The 24,135-nt window shown below is 62.2% G+C and carries 19 protein-coding genes; 9 read left to right on the top strand and 10 right to left on the bottom strand.

What is annotated here, in order from left to right:
- The first annotated feature begins 25 nt into the window (after positions 1-25).
- The 4 genes from OHL16_RS01635 to OHL16_RS01620 all read left to right on the top strand — a co-directional run bounded on the left by OHL16_RS01635 (position 26) and on the right by OHL16_RS01620 (position 4,107).
- Positions 26-1,093, top strand: coding sequence for a 1,9-bis(guanidino)-5-aza-nonane synthase (locus OHL16_RS01635; protein WP_263365329.1), 1,068 nt, complete (start codon positions 26-28; stop codon positions 1,091-1,093).
- 403 nt (positions 1,094-1,496) lie between these two features.
- Positions 1,497-3,209 (top strand): response regulator, encoded by a 1,713-nt coding sequence (locus tag OHL16_RS01630; protein WP_263365328.1) that lies wholly within the window; start codon positions 1,497-1,499, stop codon positions 3,207-3,209.
- 59 nt (positions 3,210-3,268) lie between these two features.
- A complete protein-coding gene (locus OHL16_RS01625; protein ID WP_263365326.1) occupies positions 3,269-3,691 on the top strand; it encodes a response regulator in 423 nt (140 codons plus the stop codon).
- Between the two features lie 89 nt (positions 3,692-3,780).
- Positions 3,781-4,107, top strand: a complete 327-nt coding sequence (locus OHL16_RS01620; RefSeq protein WP_263365325.1) for an Hpt domain-containing protein — start codon at positions 3,781-3,783, stop codon at positions 4,105-4,107.
- Position 4,108: 1 nt separating this feature from the next.
- Here OHL16_RS01620 and OHL16_RS01615 read toward each other — a convergent pair whose 3' ends face one another.
- From OHL16_RS01615 to OHL16_RS01605, 3 genes are all read right to left on the bottom strand, one after another.
- On the bottom strand, positions 4,109-5,395 hold the full coding sequence (locus OHL16_RS01615; protein ID WP_263365324.1) for a glycoside hydrolase family 88 protein: 1,287 nt from the start codon (positions 5,393-5,395) through the stop codon (positions 4,109-4,111).
- A 10-nt stretch (positions 5,396-5,405) separates the two neighbouring features.
- Positions 5,406-6,038: a glycoside hydrolase family 88 protein gene (locus tag OHL16_RS01610; RefSeq protein ID WP_263365323.1), complete on the bottom strand. Its 633-nt coding sequence runs from the start codon at positions 6,036-6,038 to the stop codon at positions 5,406-5,408.
- A 186-nt stretch (positions 6,039-6,224) separates the two neighbouring features.
- Positions 6,225-8,798 (bottom strand): DNRLRE domain-containing protein, encoded by a 2,574-nt coding sequence (locus OHL16_RS01605; protein ID WP_263365322.1) that lies wholly within the window; start codon positions 8,796-8,798, stop codon positions 6,225-6,227.
- Positions 8,799-9,171: 373 nt separating this feature from the next.
- Between OHL16_RS01605 and pgm the strand changes: the two genes are divergently transcribed.
- The gene (pgm, locus tag OHL16_RS01600) at positions 9,172-10,818 is read left to right on the top strand and encodes a phosphoglucomutase (alpha-D-glucose-1,6-bisphosphate-dependent) (protein WP_263365321.1); all 1,647 of its coding nucleotides are present in this window, start codon (positions 9,172-9,174) and stop codon (positions 10,816-10,818) included.
- Positions 10,819-10,873: 55 nt separating this feature from the next.
- On the opposite strand, the gene OHL16_RS01595 is transcribed toward pgm, so the two are convergent.
- Positions 10,874-11,974, bottom strand: a complete 1,101-nt coding sequence (locus tag OHL16_RS01595; protein WP_263365320.1) for an Ig-like domain-containing protein — start codon at positions 11,972-11,974, stop codon at positions 10,874-10,876.
- 290 nt (positions 11,975-12,264) lie between these two features.
- Positions 12,265-14,418: a TonB-dependent receptor gene (locus OHL16_RS01590; protein WP_263365319.1), complete on the bottom strand. Its 2,154-nt coding sequence runs from the start codon at positions 14,416-14,418 to the stop codon at positions 12,265-12,267.
- 169 nt (positions 14,419-14,587) lie between these two features.
- On the opposite strand from OHL16_RS01590, the gene OHL16_RS01585 reads away from it, so the two are divergent.
- Positions 14,588-15,799, top strand: coding sequence for an alginate lyase family protein (locus OHL16_RS01585; protein ID WP_263365318.1), 1,212 nt, complete (start codon positions 14,588-14,590; stop codon positions 15,797-15,799).
- A 68-nt stretch (positions 15,800-15,867) separates the two neighbouring features.
- Here the strand turns inward: OHL16_RS01585 and OHL16_RS01580 are convergent, their stop codons facing one another.
- The 3 genes from OHL16_RS01580 to kduI are packed head-to-tail and all read right to left on the bottom strand — an operon-like array spanning position 15,868 to position 18,483.
- On the bottom strand, positions 15,868-16,524 hold the full coding sequence (locus tag OHL16_RS01580) for a bifunctional 2-keto-4-hydroxyglutarate aldolase/2-keto-3-deoxy-6-phosphogluconate aldolase (RefSeq protein WP_263365317.1): 657 nt from the start codon (positions 16,522-16,524) through the stop codon (positions 15,868-15,870).
- Positions 16,525-16,543: 19 nt separating this feature from the next.
- Positions 16,544-17,653, bottom strand: coding sequence for a sugar kinase (locus OHL16_RS01575; RefSeq protein ID WP_263365316.1), 1,110 nt, complete (start codon positions 17,651-17,653; stop codon positions 16,544-16,546).
- Positions 17,653-18,483 carry a 5-dehydro-4-deoxy-D-glucuronate isomerase gene (gene kduI, locus OHL16_RS01570; protein WP_263365315.1) on the bottom strand — a complete coding sequence of 277 codons (831 nt, stop codon included), beginning with the start codon at positions 18,481-18,483 and terminating at the stop codon, positions 17,653-17,655. The genes OHL16_RS01575 and kduI overlap by 1 nt, the downstream gene beginning before the upstream one ends.
- A gap of 186 nt (positions 18,484-18,669) precedes the next feature.
- On the opposite strand from kduI, the gene OHL16_RS01565 reads away from it, so the two are divergent.
- The gene (locus OHL16_RS01565; RefSeq protein ID WP_263365314.1) at positions 18,670-19,464 is read left to right on the top strand and encodes a glucose 1-dehydrogenase; all 795 of its coding nucleotides are present in this window, start codon (positions 18,670-18,672) and stop codon (positions 19,462-19,464) included.
- Between the two features lie 15 nt (positions 19,465-19,479).
- Here the strand turns inward: OHL16_RS01565 and OHL16_RS01560 are convergent, their stop codons facing one another.
- Positions 19,480-20,559, bottom strand: a complete 1,080-nt coding sequence (locus OHL16_RS01560) for a Gfo/Idh/MocA family protein (protein ID WP_263365313.1) — start codon at positions 20,557-20,559, stop codon at positions 19,480-19,482.
- A gap of 121 nt (positions 20,560-20,680) precedes the next feature.
- Here OHL16_RS01560 and OHL16_RS01555 point away from each other — a divergent pair, with 121 nt between their 5' ends.
- Together OHL16_RS01555 and yiaK are read left to right on the top strand one after the other, a co-directional pair.
- On the top strand, positions 20,681-21,439 hold the full coding sequence (locus tag OHL16_RS01555) for a hypothetical protein (RefSeq protein WP_263365312.1): 759 nt from the start codon (positions 20,681-20,683) through the stop codon (positions 21,437-21,439).
- Positions 21,440-21,485: 46 nt separating this feature from the next.
- Entirely contained in the window at positions 21,486-22,490 is a 1,005-nt protein-coding gene (gene yiaK / locus OHL16_RS01550) for a 3-dehydro-L-gulonate 2-dehydrogenase (RefSeq protein WP_263365311.1), read from the top strand.
- Here yiaK and OHL16_RS01545 read toward each other — a convergent pair.
- Positions 22,487-24,094, bottom strand: a complete 1,608-nt coding sequence (locus tag OHL16_RS01545) for a carboxylesterase/lipase family protein (RefSeq protein WP_263365310.1) — start codon at positions 24,092-24,094, stop codon at positions 22,487-22,489. The genes yiaK and OHL16_RS01545 overlap by 4 nt on opposite strands.
- Positions 24,095-24,135: the final 41 nt, after the last annotated feature.

The following is a 24,135-nucleotide window of genomic DNA, read 5'->3' as shown; positions in this document are numbered from 1 at the left end:
TTCCGCTTGGTATCCTATATAGGCTATGCCTACGAAAAAAGAACTCCTCAACCAGCCAATCCGGCACATTGACATCAAGCAGCACAACGTCGTCGCCCTAGTCGACGCCCTGCAAAACATGGCCTACAGCTCGCGTGATACCGCCCGCGCCGCCAGCCTCTACGAGATGATGCTGCGTGACCAGGAGTGCGGCGTCATCCTGTGCCTCGCCGGCTCCCTCATCTCGGCCGGGCTGCAAAAGATCTTCGTCGACCTCATCCGCAACAACATGGTCGACGCCGTCGTCTCGACCGGCGCCAACATCGTCGATCAGGACTTCTTCGAAGCCCTCGGCTTCAACCACTACCGCGCCGGCGATGAGTACAAGTACGGCGCGGGCGACGCCGAGCTCCGCGAGCTGATGATCGACCGCATCTACGACACCTTCATCGATGAGGAAGAACTGCGCATCTGCGACGAGACTACCCACCAGATTGCCAACTCGCTCGAACCGCGCCCGTACAGCTCGCGCGAGTTCATCCGCGAGATGGGAGCCTACCTCGTCAAGAATGGCAAGACCCCGCAGGCAGGCGGACGTGACTCCATCATCCTCGCCGCCTACGAGAAGAACGTCCCCATCTTCTGCCCCGCCTTCTCGGACTGCTCCGCTGGCTTCGGCCTCGTCGCGCACCAGCACGCGCGCCAGGGCAAGCCGATGGTCTCCATCGACTCGGCCAAGGACTTCTACGAGCTCACCCAGCTCAAGATCGTCAACCCTACCACCGGCCTGCTGATGATCGGCGGAGGCGTCCCCAAGAACTTCGCGCAGGACATCGTCGTGGCCGCCGACATCCTCGGCGTCGAAGCCCCGATGCACAAGTACGCCATCCAGATCACCGTGGCCGATGCCCGCGACGGCGCTCTCTCCGGCTCCACCTTGAAGGAAGCGTCGAGCTGGGGCAAGGTCGATCTCACGTACGAGCAGATGGTCTACTCTGAGGCAACGCTCGCCCTTCCGCTCATCGCCGGCTACGCCTTCCACAAGAACGCGCAGGCAGCCCGTGAGGGCCGGCAGTGGGCCCGCCACCTCGACCAGGTAGCGGTCACCGCCTAATCGCTCGTTCATTCAGGCTTGGGGACAAGGGTCGCCCTCCAACGAGGACGACCCTTTTGATTGCTCGTAACTCAAACATAAATGTTGACTTAGGGAATAACCCTCTTACGTGTTATTGCCGCTGCAACTTTTTTTCTGTCATCCTTTCGGGTACGGCATCTGTATTAGGGCCATCTACGTCAAGGCTTCAGAAAGTCTCGGCCAAGCTTTACTTAAGGTTCTGGCGTGATCTTGGGCTCCCAGCATGAATAAGCCAGAACTTCTTTTCCAGGTAAATCATTTTTCTTTGTAATCGAACCGTAGTTTTTCTCTTTTAGAAAGTACGACAAAAATGAACATAGATTCATAGCGTTTCGGTTACCATCTCAAGGAAAAGAAGTTACAAAGGTTACCAAGACAAGCAATGCACATCTTCCCTGTCCTCAGCTATCTCTCTCTGCTCACCACGTGCGGCTTCCTTTTAGTCGCATTCCTACGCGCTCAGCGCACCACGCGTGATCTGGCTGAGCAGCTTACCCGCGCCCGCGAGGAGCAGCACAAGGACAAGCTTCAGCTCAACGAGAGATCCCAGCTCGACACCCTCAAGGATGAGTTCATCTCCACCGTCTCGCACGAGCTTCGCACACCGCTGACCAGCATTCGCGGCGCCCTCGGCCTGCTCTCCTCCGGCACCATCGGCGACGTCGACGCCAAGGCGCTCAACCTGCTCCGCATCGCCACCAGCAACACCGACCGCCTCATCCGCCTCATCAACGACATTCTCGATCTCGAGCGCATGGAGTCCGGCCGCGCCCCGCTACAGATCCGCCGTTGCTCGCTCCGCGATCTCTGCCAGCAGGCCATCGAGACCATGAGCGCCATGGCCGACTCCAACATGGTCCACCTTGAGCTGGTGCCCTCCACTGTGGCCCAGGCTGCCGCGCCTGAGGCACTCTTCTTCGACGGCGACTCGGATCGCATCCTGCAGGTGGTCACGAACCTGCTCTCCAACGCCATCAAATTCTCTCCCCAGGCTTCCACCGTTCGCATCCACACCGACGCCACGCAGGACTCCATCCTCCTCAAGGTCGTCGACGAAGGCCGTGGCATCCCCGCCGACAAGCTCGATTCCATCTTCGACCGCTTCCAGCAGGTTGAGCCCTCCGACTACCGCCAGCGTGGCGGTACAGGCCTCGGCCTCGCCATCTGCCGCAGCATCGTGCAGCAGCACGGCGGCTCCATCTGGGCCCAGCGCAACCTCAGCGTCGGTACGACGCTCTACGTCATGCTCCCGCGCACTTCGCGTTCCACCGATGCTCCGTCGGCCGAACAACACCCCGTCTCCCTGCCTCAAGGCGAGGGGGCCATCCTCGTCTGCGACGACGACCCCGGCATCCGCACCATCGTCTCAGAGCACCTCACCCGCCAGGGCTATACCGTCATCGAAGCAGCCTCTGGCGATGAAGCCCTCGTGGTTGCCGCCGAGCGCCACGTCGAGGCCATCCTGCTCGATCTCTACATGCCCGGTCTGAGCGGCTGGGAGACCCTTCAGCGGCTCCGCAACAATCCCGCCACGGCCAATATTCCGGTTGTCGTTCTGAGCGTTCTCTCCTCGACTCTGCGCCCACAGCTCACTGGCGACGCCCAGGGCTGGGTCCAGAAACCCTTCAACGAGAACCTGCTCTTCGCCGAGCTCGGCCGTGTCCTCCATCAAGGCGACGGCCCCGCCTACATCCTGCTTGTTGAGGACGACGAGGACCTCGCCAGCGTCCTCATAGCCAGCTTCCACGACGCTCCGGTCCACGTCGACCACGCCGCCACCCGGCAGGACGCCATCCGGCAGTGCATCAATCGCCGCCCCGACCTGCTTATTCTTGACCTCACCCTGCCCGACGGCGATGGCTTCTCCTTCGTCGAGTGGCTCCGCCAGCAACCCGCGCTTCGCACGCTTCCTCTGGTCGTCTACTCCGGGCGCGAGATCTCCGAGTCTGATATGGCAAAGCTCCGCCTCGGCCCCACCGAGTTCCTTACCAAGGCCAAGGTTCAGCCCCTCGAAGTCGAGGAGCTGGTCCTCACCATGGTCCACCGGATCCGTTCCAAGTTCGCCGATCTGGCTACCACCCGACCCGCCACATAAGGAAGAAACTTCGCGGTTACCTGCAATATGTTCCGAGACATGAGAGAATATGTTCGCTCATGCACTCGATACTCATCATTGACGACGAGGCTGATATCCGTGAGGTAGCGGCTCTCTCTCTCGAGGCGACTGCTGGCTGGAACATCCTCACTGCCAGTTCCGGAGCCGAAGGCATCGAGATTGCCACGGCCCGCCAGCCTGACGCCATCCTCATGGACGTCATGATGCCCGGCGTGGACGGCCCGACCACGTTCCGAATCATGCAGGAAAACCCTGCCATCGCCCACATCCCCGTCCTTCTGCTCACGGCCAAGGTTCAGGGAGTCGATAAGCGCCGCTTCGCCGACCTTGGCGTCGCCGGGATCCTGTTCAAGCCCTTCGACCCTCTAACCCTCGCCGAGCAGATCTCCGAGACCCTCGGCTGGAACGGTGGCGCGCCAGCCCACGCGCAGGCGCCTCGCGCCTCGTCCTCCTCAACCTAGCCATCGTCCGCCGCATGTTTCTTGACGCACCCTGACAGGCACTTCGTTCCGATGCCACCTTCGTTTTCGCGCGCAGCATCTCTTCTTCGATGAGCAAAACACCCGACGCCGAGATTCAGGCATTGCTTGCCGACCTCTGGCAGCGCCATCTTCCCACCCTGCGTGAGCGCGTGGGCCTGCTTGAGAGCGCAGCGACGCTAGCCGAGGCCTCCGGCTCGATCCCCGAGGAGACACGAGCGGGCGCTCAGTCCGCCGCCCACAATCTAGCCGGAAACCTCGGCATGTTCGGCCACTCCAGTGCAGGCGAGATCGCCGGCCAGATCGAACAAATCCTCAAGGCACCCACGCCGGCCACGCTCAGCGGCCTCGCCGCGCTCGTCGCTCGCCTGCGTGAGGCCCTGGCCGCGAACCTCTGATTTACCTCGCCCGTTGGACAGCCCAGCCCGCCAGATCGATCGCCGCATCGTAGCCGTCGAACTCCACCGGAAGTGTGTTTCTGCGGTCTACATACTCGTTGTAGATCCACGGATCGGTCACGGCGAATACCGTTCCCTTGCCCACCTTCGCCACGGCCATCAGCACATCACCCTTGTCGGTCACAACAGCCTTCGCCGGTCCCGAGACCGTGATCGTGCAGATCTCCTTCAAATAAGCCTGATGCGGATGCGCGAACACTCCCGTGTTTGCTGGAATCATCACCGTTCCCTGAGACCACGTGTTGTTCACCACAGCATTGCGCAGCACCGGATTGAAATGAATCCCAAACCTCTCGCTCATCGTGTTGAAGTGCTCGAACTCCGAGTTGTTGACGTCATTTTCCATCAGGATGAGAACGCCGCCTGCCTTCACCCACGCCTCAATCGCATCTCCGCTCGCCTTGTCCATGTAGTTCGGCGTCGGATTCTTCGCGGGTATATCCGGCGACGCCATGACATAAATCTGCGCCTTCTTCAAATCCTGAAGCGTTGGAGCCGTCTTCAACGTCGCCAGCGTCACGCCATACCGTTGAAACGCCCTGCCGAAGAAAGAGAACCCTGAGTTCGCATCGTCGTCCCACTTGTAATGAAACAACTCCGTCTGCCCCGCCGCATTTTTCCTCGTCTGCGAGTTAAACCATGCGTCCACCAGAACTGTCTTGCCCTGCCCCATGGCCTCCGTTCCAGTCTGCCCCATCTCCGAACCCGCCAGCAGAAACGCTCCTATCCCATTGGCGTCGTTCGCAACCGGCTTCTCGCCAATGTAGTAAATGTAGTAATCAAACGTTCCTGAGCGATACGGCGTGCCGCCCAGCCCGCCGACCTTCACAGTCCCGTCCAATTCCATCAAGCCATCCGCGCCCGTTGTCACAAACGCCTTCTGAATTCCCTGCCACCCGCGTCGCGCGCTCGCCTCATTCGACTGCGGCAGGTAGCCCATCCGCACGCCCTTCGCAATCGCATACACAAACATGCAACTCGCCGAGGCCTCTGTGTAGTTTCCAGGCTTCCCTGCCTGATCCACCACCTGCCACCATAGCCCGGTCTTCGGGTCCTGGTATCGGATTGCCGCCTCCGCCGTCCGGTTCAGTGCTGCCACCAACGCCGTGCGCTGCGGATGATCCACCGGAAACCAGTCCAATACGTCAACCAGGGCCATTGCATACCACCCCATCGCCCGTCCCCACACCTCCGGCGAGAGTCCTGTCTTCGAATCAGCCCACTTCATCTGCTTCGACTCATCCCCACCCATGCTTCATCAGCCCTGTCTTTGGATCGCGCATCTTCGCATCCATCAGCAGAAGCTGCTTCGCAATATCGTCGAAATCGCCAGGCTGCTGAAACGTCGCCGCATAAGCCGCCCGGAAGGGCTCGGCCATGTACGCTCCATCGAGCCACATCTGGTTGGGATAGGTCTCCTTTTGCCAGTATCCTCCGCTTGGCGTCCTCGGCTGTCCTGCCAGTTGCTCTTCCAGAAACTTCGCCGCTTTGGCGTACTTCGCCTGCTGAGTCACCTGATACACCAGCATGACCGCGCGCCCCATCTCAATACTGTCGAGACTATGCGCCTCAGCACCAAACGTCTTGATCGTGCCATCGTCAGCTACATATTTATCCACCGCGGCCTTGATGTACTTGAAGTCCGCGCCCACCGCGGTCGAGTGCCACTCCGCCGCCATCCCATCCAGCAGCACACCCTCCTCGTATCCCCACACGCCCGGATGATTCACCGCCGTCACCACGCCGGCCGGCCACATCTTAACCACTGTCTCGGCCATCTTCTCCGAAGGCGAGTCAGCGCTCCCCACAACCCGCGCCGTTCCACTCCCCACCGCAAGTCCCAGCACCACCGCAGCCGCAACCAGCCTCATGCCAACCTCGCAAACATGAAAATCAAACGCACACCAGCATACTTGCACCGGCTACCGACGTGCGCGATTCCATTGTTTTACTGACAAAACTCAGATTTTCCTCAATACCTCAGATAACAGCGTGTGCTCGCACCGAAAGGTCCCATTCCACTCACCTTTCACACATGGACTCGGTTCGCCTGGAACTTAGTTACAGGCCAGTGCCGTCCACACTCCAGCCAAAGTCCCGCTCGCGCCGCTGATTTTCAGATCGACAAAGCCTCCCTCCGCAATCGTCACGCTTACCGTCGCCTTGCAACTGCCACTCGAAGCCGCCGAACAACTTAACCCCGAGTCCGCCATGCTCCCCGGCGTCCCCGTCCGCAACGTCACCGTAATCGTGTTCGACTGCTGCGAAAACACCGTGAGCTCCGACGCAACACACCCCGCCGGAACCCACGTCAGAACTGACGCCGCTTCGCTCGAACTCGCACTCGAGTTATTCACCGAGTAGTAGTTCGAGCTGAACGACACTGCGTGATACACCGAAGCAAATGGAATCCCGCTTGTCCCGCCGCCGCCTCCAGTGCCACCCGACCCTGCAGCACCCTGAGGGATTGTGAAGTTTAGAACCGCGGCGGACGCCGTTCCACTGTTCGTGACGGTCGCCTCCGTGCCTGCAGCGCCCGTCGTCACCGTTCCCACGGTCACGGTCGCTGCCGCTCCAGCAGGCCCAGTCGGCCCCGCGCTACCCGACTGTGCCAACATCGCCCATTGAGCCGGGCTGATATCCGGTTCCGAAGCCATACTCGAAGTCAACGCCAGATATGTGCTGCCCCCGTATGAAACTGCGTCGTTCGCCAGATATCCCATCGCGGAAGTCCATGCCCCACGCCAGCTCACTCCCGTCGCACCAGCGGGCCCCTGCGTCCCTTGTGGCCCAGCCGCTCCCGCAGCGCCCGCCGTCCCCGCCTGCGCCAACACTGCCCAGTACGCCGGACTCACATCCGGCTCTCTGCCCGCATTCGCCGCAATCGCGATGTAGCTCCCGCCGCCATACCCCACAGCATCGCCCACCACATACGACTGCCCCACAACCCACGTTCCCCTGAAGCTCACCGGCGGCCCTTGCGGCCCAGTCGCGCCGTTCGCACCTGCTACGCCCGCAGGCCCCTGCGCTCCCGTCGCACCCACCGGGCCCTGTGGCCCAGCCGGCCCCTGAGCCGCCAGCAACGCCCACGCCACGGCGCTCTGGTCCGGAGTATTTCCGTGGTTCCCTGACACCAGCGAGATATACGTCGATCCTACATAGCTCACCGCATCGTGCAGCCCATAGTTAGTCGTGGAAGAATAGTTCCCCACATAATTCGCCACCGCCGGTCCCTGTGGCCCTGTCGCCCCCTGGACTCCCTGCGGACCTTGCGGCCCCGCAGGCCCCTGCGCACCTGTCGCACCCGTCGCACCAGCCGGACCCGCCGGCCCCTGCGACCCAGCCATTCCCGTTGCAAACACGGCCCAGTAGGCGGGACTCTGATCAGGGGTATTCCCGTGATTGGCGCCCACCAACGACACATACCCCGAGCCGTTGTAGCTCACCCCATCCGCCAGCGCATAGTTCACCGTCGACGAGTATGCCCCGCGAAACGTCATCCCCACTGGCCCCGCCGGACCCTGCGGCCCCATCGGCCCCTGCAAGCCCTGCGGTCCCGTTGCGCCGGTCAACCCCTGCGCTCCGGCCTGCCCGGGAATCCCCTGCAAGCCCTGCGGCCCTCGCTCCCCAGGAGGCCCCACCGATCCCGGCGGCCCTTGTGGCCCGGCCGCTCCCTGCAAGCCCTGCGGCCCTTGCAATCCCTGTGGCCCTTGCGCCGTCAGAACTCCCCACTGCGCCGGACTCTCGCTCGGCGTATTCCCATGGTTGCTCCCACTCAGCGAGACCCAGCTCGCACCCTGCCACAGCACCACATCGCCCAGCGCATAGTTGGTCGTCGAAGCATAGCTTCCCTGATACACCAGCCCCGGAGCCCCTGCAGGCCCGGTCGCCCCTGCCGGCCCTTGCGGCCCAGTCGGACCAGCCGAACCCTGTGGCCCTGCTGGCCCCGTCGCGCCAGCAGCTCCGGCCACTCCCTGCGGCCCCTGAGGTCCGGCCGCTCCCGTATCGCCCTTAAGGCCCTGGAGCCCTTGCAGCCCCTGAAGTCCTAGCAGCCCCTGCGGGCCCGCCGGTCCTGCAACTCCTGCAGGTCCCTGAGGTCCTTGTGGCCCCTGCGACACAAGCGCTACATCCAGTTCGGGAGCGTGCCCCGTCAGGTCATTCTCCTTGCTGTCAAACTGCACCACCGCCGTTCCGGCGGTCAGGGCAAACCCATTGTTCGTCGCTGGACTCGCAATCCATGCCTGTACTAGCGCCGTCACATCCACCGTCACATACGCTCCGGCCTGGTTCACCTGAACCACCTGTGCCGCGCTCCCCAGCTTCGGCAGCGTCGTATAGGTCACGCTGTACTCGCCCCACGCGCCATTCACTGGCTGCACGCTCACCAGCCCCGGCGTGTCCGCGCGATTGCAATACAGCCGCAGCAGCGCTCGCGAGATCTGCGACGTCGTCGTTCCCGCAGGCAGATCGCTCAGGTCAAACTGCACCAGTGTCGTATATCCGCCACCCACATTCAGATTCGAGATCGCCCCGCTGTTCACGGTTGGCAACGCACTGTTCACATGGGCATCGGCCAGCAGCGTCGCCTCCAGGGCCACGCAGCGCACGGGAGCGGCAACCGACGCCGCCAACCAGACCCATCTCCCCACACCTCTTCCAAGTGCTCTGAGAACCCGGCCCATCCCACTCCCCAGGCCTGCATCTCCGGCCCACAAAGCCGTACCTTCCGAGACGCAGCCTATCAACGATTACTGCTCTGCGATGCACGTTGCGCTGGCCTTCTCTCCCTGGCCAGTCATTTCCTCTTGGGAACAGAATACTGGGAGCGATTCCCGTTTTCAGTCAGAATTTCCGGAGACACAACGATACTATATGCGACCTCCCGGGAACTCCATGCAAAACAGTTCAATGAGTGAAGAACTACAATCGTCTAGCTTCGCATCGAGCCTCCCGTATCCCTTATAGTTACAAGGTCGAAAAGCAATCCAAGAGGACACACAGAGTATGAGCACCAAGCAGACCAACAAGCCCGGCCAACTCCCTGATCCTTCCACACTCGTCGATCTCCCCCGCCTTATCACGGCCTACTACGCGCTTCACCCCAACCCCGCGGTCCCCGCGCAGCGCGTCGCCTTCGGGACCTCCGGCCATCGCGGCGCCTCCTTCGAGGCCAGCTTCAACGACGACCACATCGCCGCTATCACCCAGGCCATCGTCGAATACCGCGCCGCTCAGCACACGCTCGGGCCCCTCTTCCTCGCCAAGGACACCCATGCCCTCTCCGAGCCCGCCTTCACCACCGCGCTCGAGGTCCTCGCCGCCAACAACATCGAGGTCATGATCGACGAGCACCTCGGCTACACGCCCACCCCCGCGCTGTCCCACGCCATCGTCACCCACAACCAGAACCCGAAGCTCCACCGCGCTGACGGCATCGTCATCACACCGTCGCACAACCCTCCCGAGGACGGCGGCTTCAAGTACAACCCTACCTCCGGCGGCCCTGCCGACACCACGGCCACCAAGTGGATCGAGAACCGGGCAAATGAATTAATTGCGGCGGGACTGAAGGACGTCAAGCGCATCTCCTGGTTCCGCGCTCTCTCCGCAGACAGGACCTACCGCCACGACTACATCACCGCCTACGTCAATGATCTCGCCAACGTCATCGACTTCGACGTCCTCCGCGGGACCTCCCTCAAGCTGGCCGTCGACCCGCTCGGAGGAGCAGGCGTCCACTACTGGCCGCGCATCGCCGAGCAGTACAAGCTCCCGCTCGAGATTCTCAATCGCAATGTCGACGCCACCTTCCGCTTCATGACCTGCGACTGGGACGGGCGCGTCCGCATGGACTGCTCCAGCCCCTACGCCATGGCATCGATGATCGCCAACAAGGACAAGTACGACGTGGCCTTCGCCGCCGACACCGACCACGACCGCCACGGCATCGTCACCCGCACCGCCGGCCTGCTCAACCCCAACCAATACCTCGCTGTTTCGATCCAGTATCTCTTCACAAACCGTCCGAACTGGGGCGCGAAGACCGCGATCGGCAAGACGCTCGTTTCTTCCTCGATCATCGACCGCGTGGCCAAGGGCCTCAACCGCCCCATGCTCGAAGTCCCCGTCGGCTTCAAGTGGTTCGTCGACGGCTTGGTCGACGGCTCGCTCGGCTTCGTAGGTGAAGAGTCCGCCGGAGCAACGTTCCTCCGCCGCGACGGCAAGGTGTGGACAACCGACAAGGACGGCCTCATCCCCGGCCTCCTCGCCGCCGAGATGACCGCACGCACCGGCAAAGACCCCGGCCAGCTCTACCAGGAACTCACTGCAAAGTACGGCTCGCCCGTCTTCCAGCGCATCGACGCCGCAGCCACCAAGGAACAAAAGGCCAAGCTGTCGCAGCTCTCACCGTCTCAGGTCACAGCAAAAGAACTCGCAGGCGAGCCCATCACCGCCATCCTCACTGAAGCCCCCGGTAACAAAGCTGCCCTCGGCGGCCTCAAGGTCTCCACCGAGAATGGCTGGTTCGCCGCCCGCCCCTCCGGCACCGAAGACGTCTACAAGATCTACGCCGAGAGCTTCAAAGGCCCCGATCACCTCAAACAAATCCAGACGGAAGCCCAGCAACTCGTCAACAAAGCCATCAGCTAATCAAAAGAGGCCGCCCCGAAGGGCGGCCCCCTCTCACATGTTTTGCGGTTGCTGCTTAGTTGAAGATAGCTCCCACGGTGGCGTCACTCGCCGACAAGTCGATCGTGCAAGTGTTGGGCCCGGCTTGTGTGATCGTTCCGGTGTTGAAGCAGTTGGAAGACCATCCACCGAAGGAGACTCCAGTTCGGGCGGGGGCAGTCAAGGTCACGATGGTGCCCAGGGGATAAGTTGCCGTGCAGACTGACTTGCCGGCTCCGGCGCCCGGGCCGCAATTGATAACGGCCGGAGTGCCAGTGGCTGAAGGAGCAGTTATCAGCCAGTTGCCGCCGGCTTCTGGGGTATTGGGATTCAGCCCTTCGTTGTACACCGTCAGCGTCGACAGGAGTTGTGGGATGTTCTCATTGCACGAGCCTGGCGTCGGCGGGTTGGCGGTGGGATTGGGAAGAACTAACGGGCAGCCGACGTTTGCCGTAGCGGTAGCTATCGACCCATTGCTGTCGGTTGCCTCCGCAGTGATGACGGCGCCTACGGGCCCTACGCTACTTCCATAAGCACTGACGACCCCGCCGTTTTGTGTGCCAGTCCCTGTCAACGTGCTGCTGTAGTTTGTGACCGGGAATACATTCGGTGCGGAAGTAAGCCATTTGACCGAGTTGGTCAGGTCCCTCACGGTCGGCGCGCTCGAGAACGTTCCAATCGCCAGAAACTGCCCACTCTGGGTCAAGCTGCCAAAGACAATCCCGCTCGGAATGATGGTGAGCGAAAGGATGCCTCCTCCGCTCCCCCCAGTCCCGCCTCCGGCTGAGCTTGTCACGGTAAGGATTGCGCTGGAGCTGACATGACCGTTGTACGCCATTGCGCTGGCCGTGATCGTTGTTACACCCGACCCCACTGCTGTTACCAGCCCGGAAGAATTGACGGTTGCCACAGCAGGAACGGTGGAGGCCCAACTCACCTCGCTCGTCAGGTTCTTTGTCGTATGGTGGTTCACACTGCCGTATGTCCCAACAGCGGTAAATTGCGCAGTCTGACCAACCGTCACAGTCTGAGTTGCCGGTGTAACCTGAACGGAATCCAGCCCCGAGTTGTCGCAACCGACGATTGATAGAGCAAGGCCGACGAGCAAAAGTCCCGAAACACGACGCAAAGCGAACATGTAGGTCTCCTGGCGTTTCCAACATCGGGCGGGGAGAGTCGCGGTCATCGTAACCCAAAGGACTAGGTCTGGCGATAAGAAATTTCGCTTACTCAACTATTTTGCGAAGACTAGTCCCTGTACCCAGCCGATGGTTTGCTGTGTTCTGCTCTAGCAAGCGGATAGCCATTCTCGCTTTAGCCCTTTATTTTTAGAACGACTTTAGTTGCATATACGCCCGGCACCGCACCCAAGTGTTAGTCGCATGAATATAAAAGGGTTGGCCGTAAGCAGGCAGAGAAAACTGCCAATCAATGAAACCGCAGCCCGAACACCACAATCCTCGGCGAAGCTAGCGTAAGGATCGGCGTGCGCCCAGCTTCTATCCTCGAATCCGCAAGATTTTGCACTGAGCCATAGACGCGCAGCCTCTCCCACAAGGAGTGCTCCGCGTAGAGATCTACCTGTGCGTACCCATTCAATCGGAATTGATTCGCCGAATCATCGAACTGCTGCCCGCTCGTCCGCAGATCGACGCTGAAGACGCCCCACCGTTGCCGCTCCATCCGTGCCTGCAGGGTTGCGCTGTTTCGCGGAACCTGCGCGGTCCACTTCCCCACCAGCGTTGGATCCGCCTGGAACTTCGTCACGGTCGAGTTCGCGTATTGATAGCCTCCTGTCAGGGTGAGGAAGCTCATCGGTCTTATCTCCGCCTCCAGCGACACGCCACGACTCTCAAGTTGCCCCAGGTTCTGCCGCTGCATCAGGGTGCTCGTTGGAGTGGAGCGGAGCGTTACCGCCGCAATTGGCCGGTTCACCTGCGTCCAGAAGTAGCTCGACCGCACAGAGCCCAGGTGCCGCACATTCACTAGCCCGCCAGCCTCCCACCCCGTGGCCCGCTCCGACCGCAGATTCGGATTCGCCAGCGTAGTCTGCTGCCCCACCTGACCGGTTCGATACAGCTCATTCATCGAAGGCCCGCGAAATGCCCTGAACCCCGAAGCCGTCAGCGAAACCCCACCTCCCAACTGCTTCACCACTCCAAGCCGCGGATCGAAGATCGTCTCCGCCACCGTCGGAAGCACCGGAGTCGGCTTAACCCCGACCGCCTTCGCGTCGAAGGTGTTGAACCAGTCCACCCGCGAAGAGAACGCAATCGACCACGTCCTCGGCTGCCACAGCGCCTCGCCATAGACGCCCGTGTCTCGCTGCCGCGCGCTGATGCTCTGCGTCGCCTGATGCACGCCGTTGCTCACCGGAGTCTCATCGTCAGTCCCGCGCGTATCCAACACGTCGCTGCCCGCCACCACAGTCAACGCCCGCCACGTCCGAGCCCACTGCAGCGCCCCGCCCATCTGCGCAGAAGGAACCACCTGCAAGCGCGTCAGCTTCTCCGTTGCACGATTCGACGCAATTGACGAGAAGCTCTGCCGGTAGCCCTGATTCGTCCCGTGCAGCCGCAGTACAAATCTTCCTGCCTCATTCGCCGTCCAGTCCGCGCCGGTCGCATACCGCCAGATGCGCGTTGCATTCGTCTGCAACGGAGTCCCGTTGCTCCGCGCCTCATTCAGCAGATTGCCCCGCAGAAACACCGCACCATCGCTCCCCACGCCGTGCCGCATCTCCACCCGCCCACTCTGCGAGTGCACATTCGAGGGAATATCCACCGCACCACGAGCCTCGGGCGCCGTCAGGATGTAACCATCCGTCCGAAATAGCGTCACCGCGCCGAGCGCACTCAAATTTCTATCTCCCGCCGTAAGCAGTCCATTCAGAATCGAAGTCGCCTCGCTCGCGCCTGACAGGTCCACCGCATAGCCAAACTTCTCCGGCGTCACAGTCATCACGTCGATCACTCCACCGATCGCGCTCGAACCGTACAAATCCGAGGCCCCGCCGCGCATCAGCTCCACCTCGCGCGTCGCGAGCTGCGGAATCTCATTCCAGTGAATCCACCCGCCAAAGGAATCATTCAGCGGAACCAGGTCGCTCAACACCAGCGTCCGGCTTGCCGCCGTCGAACCCAGCCCACGCAGCGAAGTCCCTTCCGTCGTCGGATTCGCCACCCACGAGCTCGTTCTGCGGAACAACTGAAACCCAGCCACCTGCCGCAGCCTGTCATCGAGCGTCAGCGCAGGAGCCTCCTCAAGCTGCTGCGGCGACATCGTCCGCACACTGCTCGCGCTTGCGTCCAGCGCCAGCGGAGTCCGCGCGGCTGTCACCTCCACCGCCTCCTCCCGTGCAGCCACTCGCAGCACAACCGCGATCTCCGCCTCATCCCCCAGTGCCCGTACGACGCCATCAAAGCCAGCGTGCGCAACCTCCAGCCTCGACTGCTCTCCCAACACGGTGAGACTCGCACAACCAGTCGCATCGCTTACAACTCTTCTGCCTGAGTCTCCCTGCACCTGTACGCTGGCGTCAGCGACCGCCCCGCCACTCTCATCGCGGACACACACACGCACCGCTCTCTCCGCTGCATGCACAGGCGGACACCTGCACAAGAGGCAAGCGAGAGCAACGGCTACTGTTCCAACAGAAACTCGCATTCCTATCCGTCCCTATAGTCTCTAAGACGTTCTACACTCCCAGCAGGCTTCAATCTTCCGTGGTACCCTTCCGGCAAAAGCCGTTATGTCTACTACGCGCAGAGTCTTCTGTTCCCGGGCCGCAACGCTTCTCCTCGCACCACGCATTCTGTTGGCTCAGCAACCGGGTTCTTCGCGGTCAACGGCACACCCCGACGTAGCCGCCATCGATCACGACCGCATTCTCACTCAAGCTGAACACTACCTCTCGCAGTCCCCCACTCCGCTCACCACTCTCCCCAGCCCACACAGCCCTGGCACGCCACACGACTTCTACTCCGAAGCCGACAACTACTGGCCCGACCCCGCCAACCCCGAAGCCCCTTACACCCAGCGCAGCGGAGCCCCCAACCCTACAGCTTTCACCGCGCATCGTGATGCTCTGCTCAACCTCAGCCTCGCCGTCGGAGCACTCACCTCAGCCTTCGTCCTCACGCACGAAGACCGCTACGCCCATCACGCTGTCACGCACCTGAATGCATGGTTCATCGAACCTGCGACAAGCATGACACCCGCGCTCCTCTACGCAGGCATCATTCCTCCAGCGAAGACCGGCCGGCCTGAGGGCATCGTCGAAGGCGTCTTCCTCGCCGAGATCGCCCAGTCCATCCCTTTCCTCGCCACGTCTGAATCGCTCCCGCAGCCCACACTCGACGCCCTCACTACATGGTTCACCACTTATCACAACTGGCTCACCACATCGCGCATCGCCGGCCTCGCCCGCGACTTGAAGAACCACCACGGCTCTTCATGGCTCCTGCAAGCCGCCACCTGCGCCCGCCTCAACACCAAAGACGACGCCCCGCTCACCGCACTGCGCCACCAGTTCAAGTCCACCACGATCCGCGCCCAGATTCTCGCCGACGGAACCTTTCCCCACGAGATCGCCTCGCCCAACCCCTATCGCAACTCGCTCTTCAACCTTGACATGCTCGCCGCCGCCTGCGATCTCCTCTCCACACGCTTTGAGAGCGTCTGGACCTACGACCTGCAGGATGGCCCCGGTATGCGCTCTGCCATTGCGCGCCACTATCCCTTCATGCTCGACCGCGGCACCTGGCCTTACAGCGCCGACCTGAACTACTTCACCGCGCTTCCCCTTCGCCGACCAAGCCTGCTGCTCGCTGCCCGCGCTTACAGCCGCCCCGAGTACGCTGACCTCTGGCGAAGGCTGCCGCCCGACACCACTATCCCCCCGCTTCAGCGAACCTTTCCCATCAGCCAACCGCTGCTCTGGGTCACTCGGCCCCGTCCCTGACTGCGAACAGTCGCAACAACAGAGGCCAGGCGGCAACCACCCAACCTCTCTTCAACTTGAACTTCAAATTACTTCTTCGAACGCGACTGGAACTCCTTCACGATCGCCATATACTTCTTCGCGCTCTCTGTCACAACCTCCGGCTTGCCCTCGGCCATCGCCTTCGCGTTCACAAGATCGGCGCCCACACCGAGCGCAAACGCTCCTGCCTCAAGGAAGTCCACCGCAGTCGCCAGCGAAACCCCGCCCGTCGGAATCATCTCCACATGCGGCAACGGAGCCTTCAGCGATGCCAGATACTTCGCCCCGCCCATCGCGCTCGCCGGGAAGATCTTCACCACATCCGCGCCCGCCTGCCACGCCGTCACGACCTCGGTCGGCGTCAGCGCGCCGGGCAGCGCCGCAATCGAGTACCGATGGCACATCTCGATCGTCTGCAGGTTCAACGCCGGGCTCACCACAAACTGCGCGCCCTCGAGGATGCACATCCTTGCCGTCTCTGCATCGAGCACCGTCCCTGCGCCGATCAGGATATCCGGCCGCTTCTCCGCTAGTGTGCGCATCACCTGGATCGCTCCAGGCACCGTCATCGTGATCTCCAGCACCGTCACACCACCCGCGGCAATCGCCTCGGCCAGCGCCAGCGCCTTCTCCACGGACTCAGCCCGAAGCACTGGAACCAGCCCAATCTCGCGCAGCCGCTGCAACACCTCCGCCTTATTCATCTCACTCTCCTGTTCGTCCTCAACGTTGCACCGCAGCCGATCCACCCTGCATCAGCCGCTCGACCTCTGCCAGCGTCGCCATCGAACTATCTCCCGGCGTCGTCATCGTCAGCGCGCCGTGCGCGACTCCGCAATCAAGCGCCCACTGCATCCCTTTGGCTTCCATCAGCCCATAGATCAGGCCCGACGCAAAGGAATCCCCGCCGCCGACGCGGTCAAATATCTCCAGATCATCAAACGCGACGCTCTCGAAGACTTGCCCGTTCGCATATCCGAACGCCGCCCAGTCGTTACGGTTGGCCGTCTTCGACCGCCGCATCGTCGTTGCAATCACCTTGATGTTCGCAAACTCTGCCAACACTCGCCGCGCCATCGCGTCGTAGCTGTTGCGGTCGTGCCACGGCGGCCCTTGCGTCGCCTCACAGAGCGACGCCGCCAGATCGCCCTCGTGCCCGAACAGCACATCGACATACTCCGCCAACTCGCGGTTCAGATTGCACGCCGCCTGCCGCCCGCCTGAGCTCTTCCACAGCGAAGGCCGGTAGTTGCAGTCGTACGACACCACGACGCCATTCCGTTTGGCGGCCTGCATCGCCTCACCCGCTACCTCAGCCGTGCTGGCCGACAGGGCACAGAACACGCCGCCCGTGTGGAACCACCGCACGCCCTCCCCGCCGAAGATTGCGTCCCAGTCCACCTGCCCCGGCTTCATCTGCGACACCGGAGTGTGCCCGCGGTCCATCATTCCCATTGCGCCGCGGTTGCCAAACCCGCGCTCGAGAAAATAGATCCCGTTCCGCGCCTCACGTCCGATGCCGTCGTACTCCACCCATCGCAGGTGCGACAGGTCGACGCCTCCCTGCAGCATCAGGTCCTCCAGCAGCCGACCCACAGGATTGTCCGCCAGCGCCGTCACCAGCGTCGTCCGCTCGCCAAAGCAACGCCGCAGCCCGCGAGCCACGTTGTACTCGCCGCCGCCCTCCCACACGCGAAAGTTCCGCGTCACGGAGATCCGCTCCTCGCCGGGATCGAAGCGCAGCATCACCTCGCCGAGGCTCAGCAGATCCCAGCGGCACTCCTGCTTCGGCCGTATCGCCAGCCCCACCGGACCGGCCTCGCCAGCCGTCATCACCTCAGGTCGGCGATTGCCACGCCGTCCATATCGTCGTACGCCTGGTTCTCTCCGCCCATACCCCAACAGAACGTGTAGTTCTTCGTGCCCACACCCGCATGGATCGACCATCCCGGCGAGACCACCACTTCCTTGTCAGCCACAACCAGATGGCTCGTCGCATCCGGCGGCCCCATCAGGTGCAGCACGCGATGCGTCGGATCAACGTCAAAGTAGAAGTAGACCTCGCTCCGCCGCATGTGCGTGTGCGGAGGCATCGTGTTCCAGTTGCTCCCTGTCTCCAGCATCGTAAAGCCCATCACCAGCTGGCAGCTCTTGATGCCCTCTTTATAGATCGCCTTGTAGATCCTGCGCTTATTGCACGTCTCCACTGAGCCCAGTTCCACTGGCTTCAGATCGGCGAACTTCACCATCGCCGTCGGATGCTCCGCGTGCGCCGGATAGCTGAGCAGATAAAGCTGTGCGGGGTTCTTCGCATCCTTGCTTGAGAACGAGACGTCCTTCGATCCTCGTCCGACGTACAGGCAGTCCAGCTTGTCCAGCGCGAACATCTTGCCATCCACTACAACTGCGCCCACACCGCCGACGTTCAGCACACCCAGCTCGCGCCGCTCGAGAAAGTACTCTGCACGCAGCTCTGGTTCCGTCTCCAGCCTCAACGCCTCGTCCATGGGAACTGCTGAGCCAATCACCGTGCGATCCAGGTCCACGTAAGCGAACTCGATCTCGCCCGGCTGAAACAAGCCTTCCAGCAAAAACGTCTCGCGCAGGTCCTCGGTATTCATCAACTCATACCGGACCGCGTCCGCCATCTGATACAGCCGCATAACCACTCACCTCGTAATCAAAAGAGTACGTGTTTTACCTGCAAAAGGAATAACTTCGCGTCTTCCCCCACTCTCATGACATTGATTCCGTCTCTGCAACCATACGAACCCCGAGCCCTCTGGTCAACCACTCGTGAGATCAACCATTTGCCCGCCGCTCAACGCGGAATTACAGTTGGATTGACCATGCCCACTCAGATCAACGTCCTCGATCTCTTCCGTCTCGACAACAAGGTCGCCCTCGTCACAGGCGGCGCCAGCGGCATCGGAGCCGCCATCGCCACCGCGCTCGCGCAGGCCGGAGCCTCCGTCGCGGTCCACGGCAACCGCCGCCCCGCAACCGAGACCGCCGAAGCTATCGGCCCCAAAGCCGCCGCCTTCCGCGCCGACCTGTCCTCCACCACCGGAGCCGCCGATCTCTTCTCTCAGGTCAAAGAAAAGTTCGGCCGCGTCGACATCGTCGTCAACAACGCCGGCACCATCATCCGCCACGCCGCCGAGGAGTACCCCATCGAAGACTGGCGGACTGTCCTGCAGGTCAACCTCACCAGCGTCTTTCAGCTCTCGCAGCTCGCCGCCCGCGACATGATCGAAAGAAACAAAAGCGAAAACGCGGAAAAACGAAGCTCCGGCAAGATCGTGAACATCGCCTCGCTCCTCAGCTTTCAGGGCGGCATCCGCGTGCCTGCCTACGCCGCCAGCAAGGGTGGAGTCGCCCAGCTCACCAAGGCCCTCGCCAACGAGTGGGCCCCCAAAGGCATCCAGGTCAACGCAATTGCCCCCGGCTACTTCGCCACAATGAACACCGAAGCCCTGCAGGCCGACGAGACCCGCAATCGCCAGATCCTCGAGCGCATTCCCGCCGGCCGATGGGGCCAGCCCACCGACCTCGCCGGAGCCGCGCTCTTCCTCAGCTCTGCTGCCAGCGACTACGTCACCGGCACCGTCCTCACCGTCGATGGAGGCTGGATGGGACGATAGTCCATCCTGCCGTTCCTACTCGATCCCCGGCAGCGCTACACCACCGCGTTCGCTGGAGATATACGCCGCCTCCACCACGCGCATCGTGTCGATTGCGTCCTCCACACTGGTGGGCAGCGCCTTCGTCTCTCCCTGCACGTAGGCCTGCAACGACCCCATCGAACCCATGAACGCATCCGGGAACCAGTTCCCGGGCACAGAAGCGTCCTTCCATCCCCCGTCGCCCCGGATCACATATTCGAGGCTGTCAGGCAAGCCGACCGGATAATTCAGATTCACCCCCATCTGCGCCCGCATCGCACCCGTCATCCCCTCCCACTGCACAAAACTGCGCTGCATCTTCGGGTCGAAGTCGTGGCTGTGATTCGAAGCGATGAAGACCCGCTTATCGGTCCCATAATCAAGCGTGATCACACTCTTTGTCGCCGCCAACTCAGGCGTCCGCGGACTCCTCACAGTCCTGGCATACACGCCGCGAGGATTCCCGAACCAGCTCCGCACAAGATCCACGTAGTGAATCGAGTGATACAAAATCTCCAGCCTGGGGGCCGTACTCAGAAAGCTCCACAGCTCCCACGGCATATGGCAGCTTACTGAGACCTCCATGTCATGCAGTTCACCCAGCGCACCGCTCTCAGTCAGCGCCCGCGCCACCAGCATGTTCGGAGCCCACCGAAGCTGAAAATTAATCGCTGCTGTCAGCCCCTTCGCTCTGCAGATATTCAGAATCTCCTCAGCCTCGGCCAACGTCTCGCCCATCGGCTTCTGAATCAGCACCGCCGCCCCATCCGGCAGTTGTGGCAGAATTCCGGCAATCGCTTTCGCCGGAACTGCAACATCGAACACCGCATCCTTTGGCGCATACCCGATCGCCTCCGCGATCGAATCTGTCGCAAACGGAACCGCAAACTTCTTCGCCAGCACCTCCGCCTTCTCGCGGCTCACATCCACCAGCGCCGCAACGGGAAAGCCAGCCTTCGCATAAGCCGGCAGATGGGCGTCGTGCACGATGCCACCTGCACCCACCATCACAATCGGCTTCGCCACTCTGGGCCTCGGCGGCGCAGCTTCAAGAATCACCTTCTCCAGATCCATCGTTACCTCTTTCATCTGCTCAAGCGACATTCTATTGTCAAAAATTACGGTGCGCCCACGGCGCCCATGAGAAATCTGCTAACCTTGCGCCAGTCCGCGCACGCCCGTACCCTACCAGAAGATGTCCTCTGCGCTCGAACTCGCCCTCTTCTCCTGCGCCCTTCTCGGCCTCCGCCACGGCTTCGACTACGACCATCTCGCCGCCATCACCGACATCACCTCCGTCCAGCGCAACTGGCACGAGGGCATGCGGCTCGGCCTGCTCTACGCGCTCGGCCACGCCCTCACCGTCGCCGTCCTCGGAGCAGCCGTCATCTTCCTGCACCTCGGGCTGCCCGCGCGCCTCGACGCTATCGGCGAGCGTCTCGTCGGAGCCACGCTCATCCTTCTCGCCATCTACGTCGTCATCTCCTTCCTTCGCCGCAAGCCGGACACCGGGCATCATCACGTCATTCCACAAAGCCGAATTGCCCTGCTCATCAGCGGAGCGCGCCACATCGCCTGGCGCATCCAGAGGCTTCGCAACCCTGAAGCGCCAAAGCCCGCCCCCTTCGCCTTCCGTTACGACCGCGGCTCCGTCTTCGTCGTCGGCATCATCCACGGCCTCGGCGCCGAAACCCCCTCGCAGCTTCTTCTCTTCCTCCTCGCCGCCAACCTCGGCGGAACCAGCCGCGGCTTCTTCGGCCTGCTCTGCTTCATCGCCGGCCTCCTCGTCATGAACACGCTCATGACCGCCAGCGCCTCAGGAGTCTTCGCCTCCAGCACCCACCGTCCGCGCCTCCAGACCCTCGTCACCTCACTCACCGCCGCCTACAGCTTCACCATCGGCTCCATCTTCCTCTTCGGTGTTAGCGACAAGCTCCCTCCCCTCGTCCGCTGACTCTCCGCGAGCATCCGCGGTCACTCCATCCTCTAAACTCGGCTATATGCTCCGCGTCCCCTTCGACGACCTCTACGAAGCCCTCAAAAGAGCCATGCATCGGCTCGGCCTCCGCGAATGCCGCGCCCAGCTTTGCGCGCGCCTCTTTGCCGAAACCACACGTGACGGCGTCTACACTCACGGCCTCAACCGCTTTCCTCGCTTTGAAGCCATGGTCCGCAACGGCAGCATCGACGTCCACGCCGAACCCACCCGCGTCTCCGGCCTCGGTGCGCTCGAGCGTTGGGACGGCCGCTGCGGCCCCGGCAACCTCAACGCTCACGTCGCCGTCCACCGGGCCATCGCACTCGCGAAACAGAACGGCATCGGCGGCGTCGCCCTTGGCAACACCAACCATTGGATGCGTGGCGGAACCTACGGCTGGCTCGCCGCCGAGCAAGGTCTCTTTGCCATCTGCTGGTCAAACACCCTCCCCAACGTCCCTGCCTGGGGAGCGACCACGCCCTCCATCGGCAACAACCCACTGGTCATCGCCGTCCCGCGCGCGGCAGGCCCAGTCGTCGTCGACATGGCCGTCTCCCAGTTCTCCTACGGCACGCTTGCCTCATACTCCAAACGCCACAAGCCGCTCCCCGTCCCCGGAGGCTACGACGCCGCAGGCAATCTCACCACCGACGCCTCCGCCATCGAAGCCTCACAGCGCGCTCTGCCCATCGGCTACTGGAAGGGCTCCGGCCTCGCGATCGTCCTCGACATGCTCGGAGCCATGCTCTCCGGAGGCAACGCCACCCATCAGTTCTCGGACGAACCACTCCGTGAGACAGGCCAGTCACAAATCTTCCTTGTCATCGACCCAGCCTCGCTAGCCAGCGGACAAGAGCTCGACCGCATCGCAGACGGCATCATCGATTCGCTCCGCCACGCTGCGCCCATCGATCCCGCAAAGCCCATCCGTTATCCCGGCGAGCAAACGTTGCGCCTACGCGAAGAGAACCTCCGCCTCGGCGTCCCCGTCGATCCCGAGATATGGAACAGTTTGAGAGCGACCTAGTGGCTCCCCGCAGCCTCGACCTTCGGCCTGCTCCACACCGAATCCAGAAACAGATACCGTTCGCGGTAAGCATCCGGCTTCGCTGCGGAGTCCGCATCGAGGTGCATCACCTGCCACCCTCCGGTGGCGTTGTAGGACGGCCACATCGGCAGCCCGGCGCCATTCGGATCGCCAGTCCGCGCAAAGTTCGTCCAATACGCGCCTATCAACTCGGAGAGCTTTCGATCCTCCGGCCGCCACGCCGCACCCTGCCGTGAATCCAGCGTCCCGAAGACATACTCAATGTCGTCGGAGTGAAACGCGCCCATCGCCACCAAATGAAACTTGTCCCCCGGCGAGCCCAGCGCGAATAAGTACCGGTACACCGGCGACGCTCCCGTTTCCACATGGACCCCCATCCATCGCCACGTCGAGTACGCGATAAAGCGATCGCCTGCATAATCACCGGCTGACCGCAGCGCCTCTTCATCCGTCGCCGCGCCATACACGGTGAGAAATCGCGCCGAGGCGTCCCCAAACTCCTTCTTCGCCTGCTCGCCAAAGCTTGCCGCCGTAGGCTTCACGGGAGCCATCACGACGGCGGCTCTCCCCTCATCCGCATTCCACCCCGCCAGCAACGGAATATGCGCCTGGCTCCCTGCCGCGTAGATGTTCGGGACCGAGTCCGGCAGAAAATACCCATCCACATCCGGGACAAACCTTGGAGCATGGTTCTCCCGGTCAGACGCGATGTTCAGCAGTTGCTCTGCAGGAATCCTGCGCATCACGGAGATGCTCTTCGCGTGCAACACATTCTCGGCAAACTCTGCGCCTTGCTTCTCGGCCACTTCGCGCGTCGGAAAGCGCAGCCCTGCAGAATAGAACGCTCCACCACTCTCGCCAATTGCCTTCGCGATCATGTCTTTCGACATTGGCGATGCCATCAGCGCGCTCACCGAAAACGACCCGGCTGACTCGCCGAAGATCGTGATGTTCTTCGGATCGCCGCCAAACTCGCTGATATTGTTCTTCACCCACGCAATCGCTGCCGCCTGGTCCATCAGCCCATAGTTGCCCGAGGCATGATGCGGAGACTCCGCCGTCAGGTCCGGATGCGCCAGGAACCCGAAGATCCCCAGCCGGTAGTTCATCGAGACGACCACAACGTTGCGGTGCGCCAGAAACTCCCCATTCTGCCGCGCCTCCGACGTGCTCCCACCCACGTATCCGCCGCCGTAGATCCACACCATCACCGGCAGCTTGCCCTTGGGATTGCTCGGCGTCCACACATTCAGCGTGAGGCAATCCTCGCTGGCGCCCGGATCGTCGAAGACCATGTCGGGATACGTGACTCCTTGCAGGCAGTGCTTCCCAAAGTCCTTCGCGAGCCAGACGCCCTTCCACTTCTCCGCAGGCTGCGGAGGCTGCCAGCGCAGCTCACGCACCGGAGGCGCGGCGTACGGAATCCCTTTGAAGGCGCGAACCTGATTGTCCGCCGTGAAGGACCCCTCGATCTTCCCTTTATCCGTCTTCACCTGCAGCGGGCCCTCCGCATACGAGGCAACCGCCACAACCCCCGGAAACACCAACATAGCAAGCCCTAACTTCACCAAGCCCATACGCATGAACATTCCTCTCCGCTGCCCAACGTATCACGAGGCCCGGA

The sequence above is a fragment of the Edaphobacter bradus genome (assembly GCF_025685645.1).
GTDB classification, from domain to species: Bacteria; Acidobacteriota; Terriglobia; order Terriglobales; family Acidobacteriaceae; genus Edaphobacter; species Edaphobacter bradus.
The sequence above is the reverse complement of the archived record's forward strand: the minus strand, read 5'-3'. Positions and strand labels throughout refer to the sequence as shown.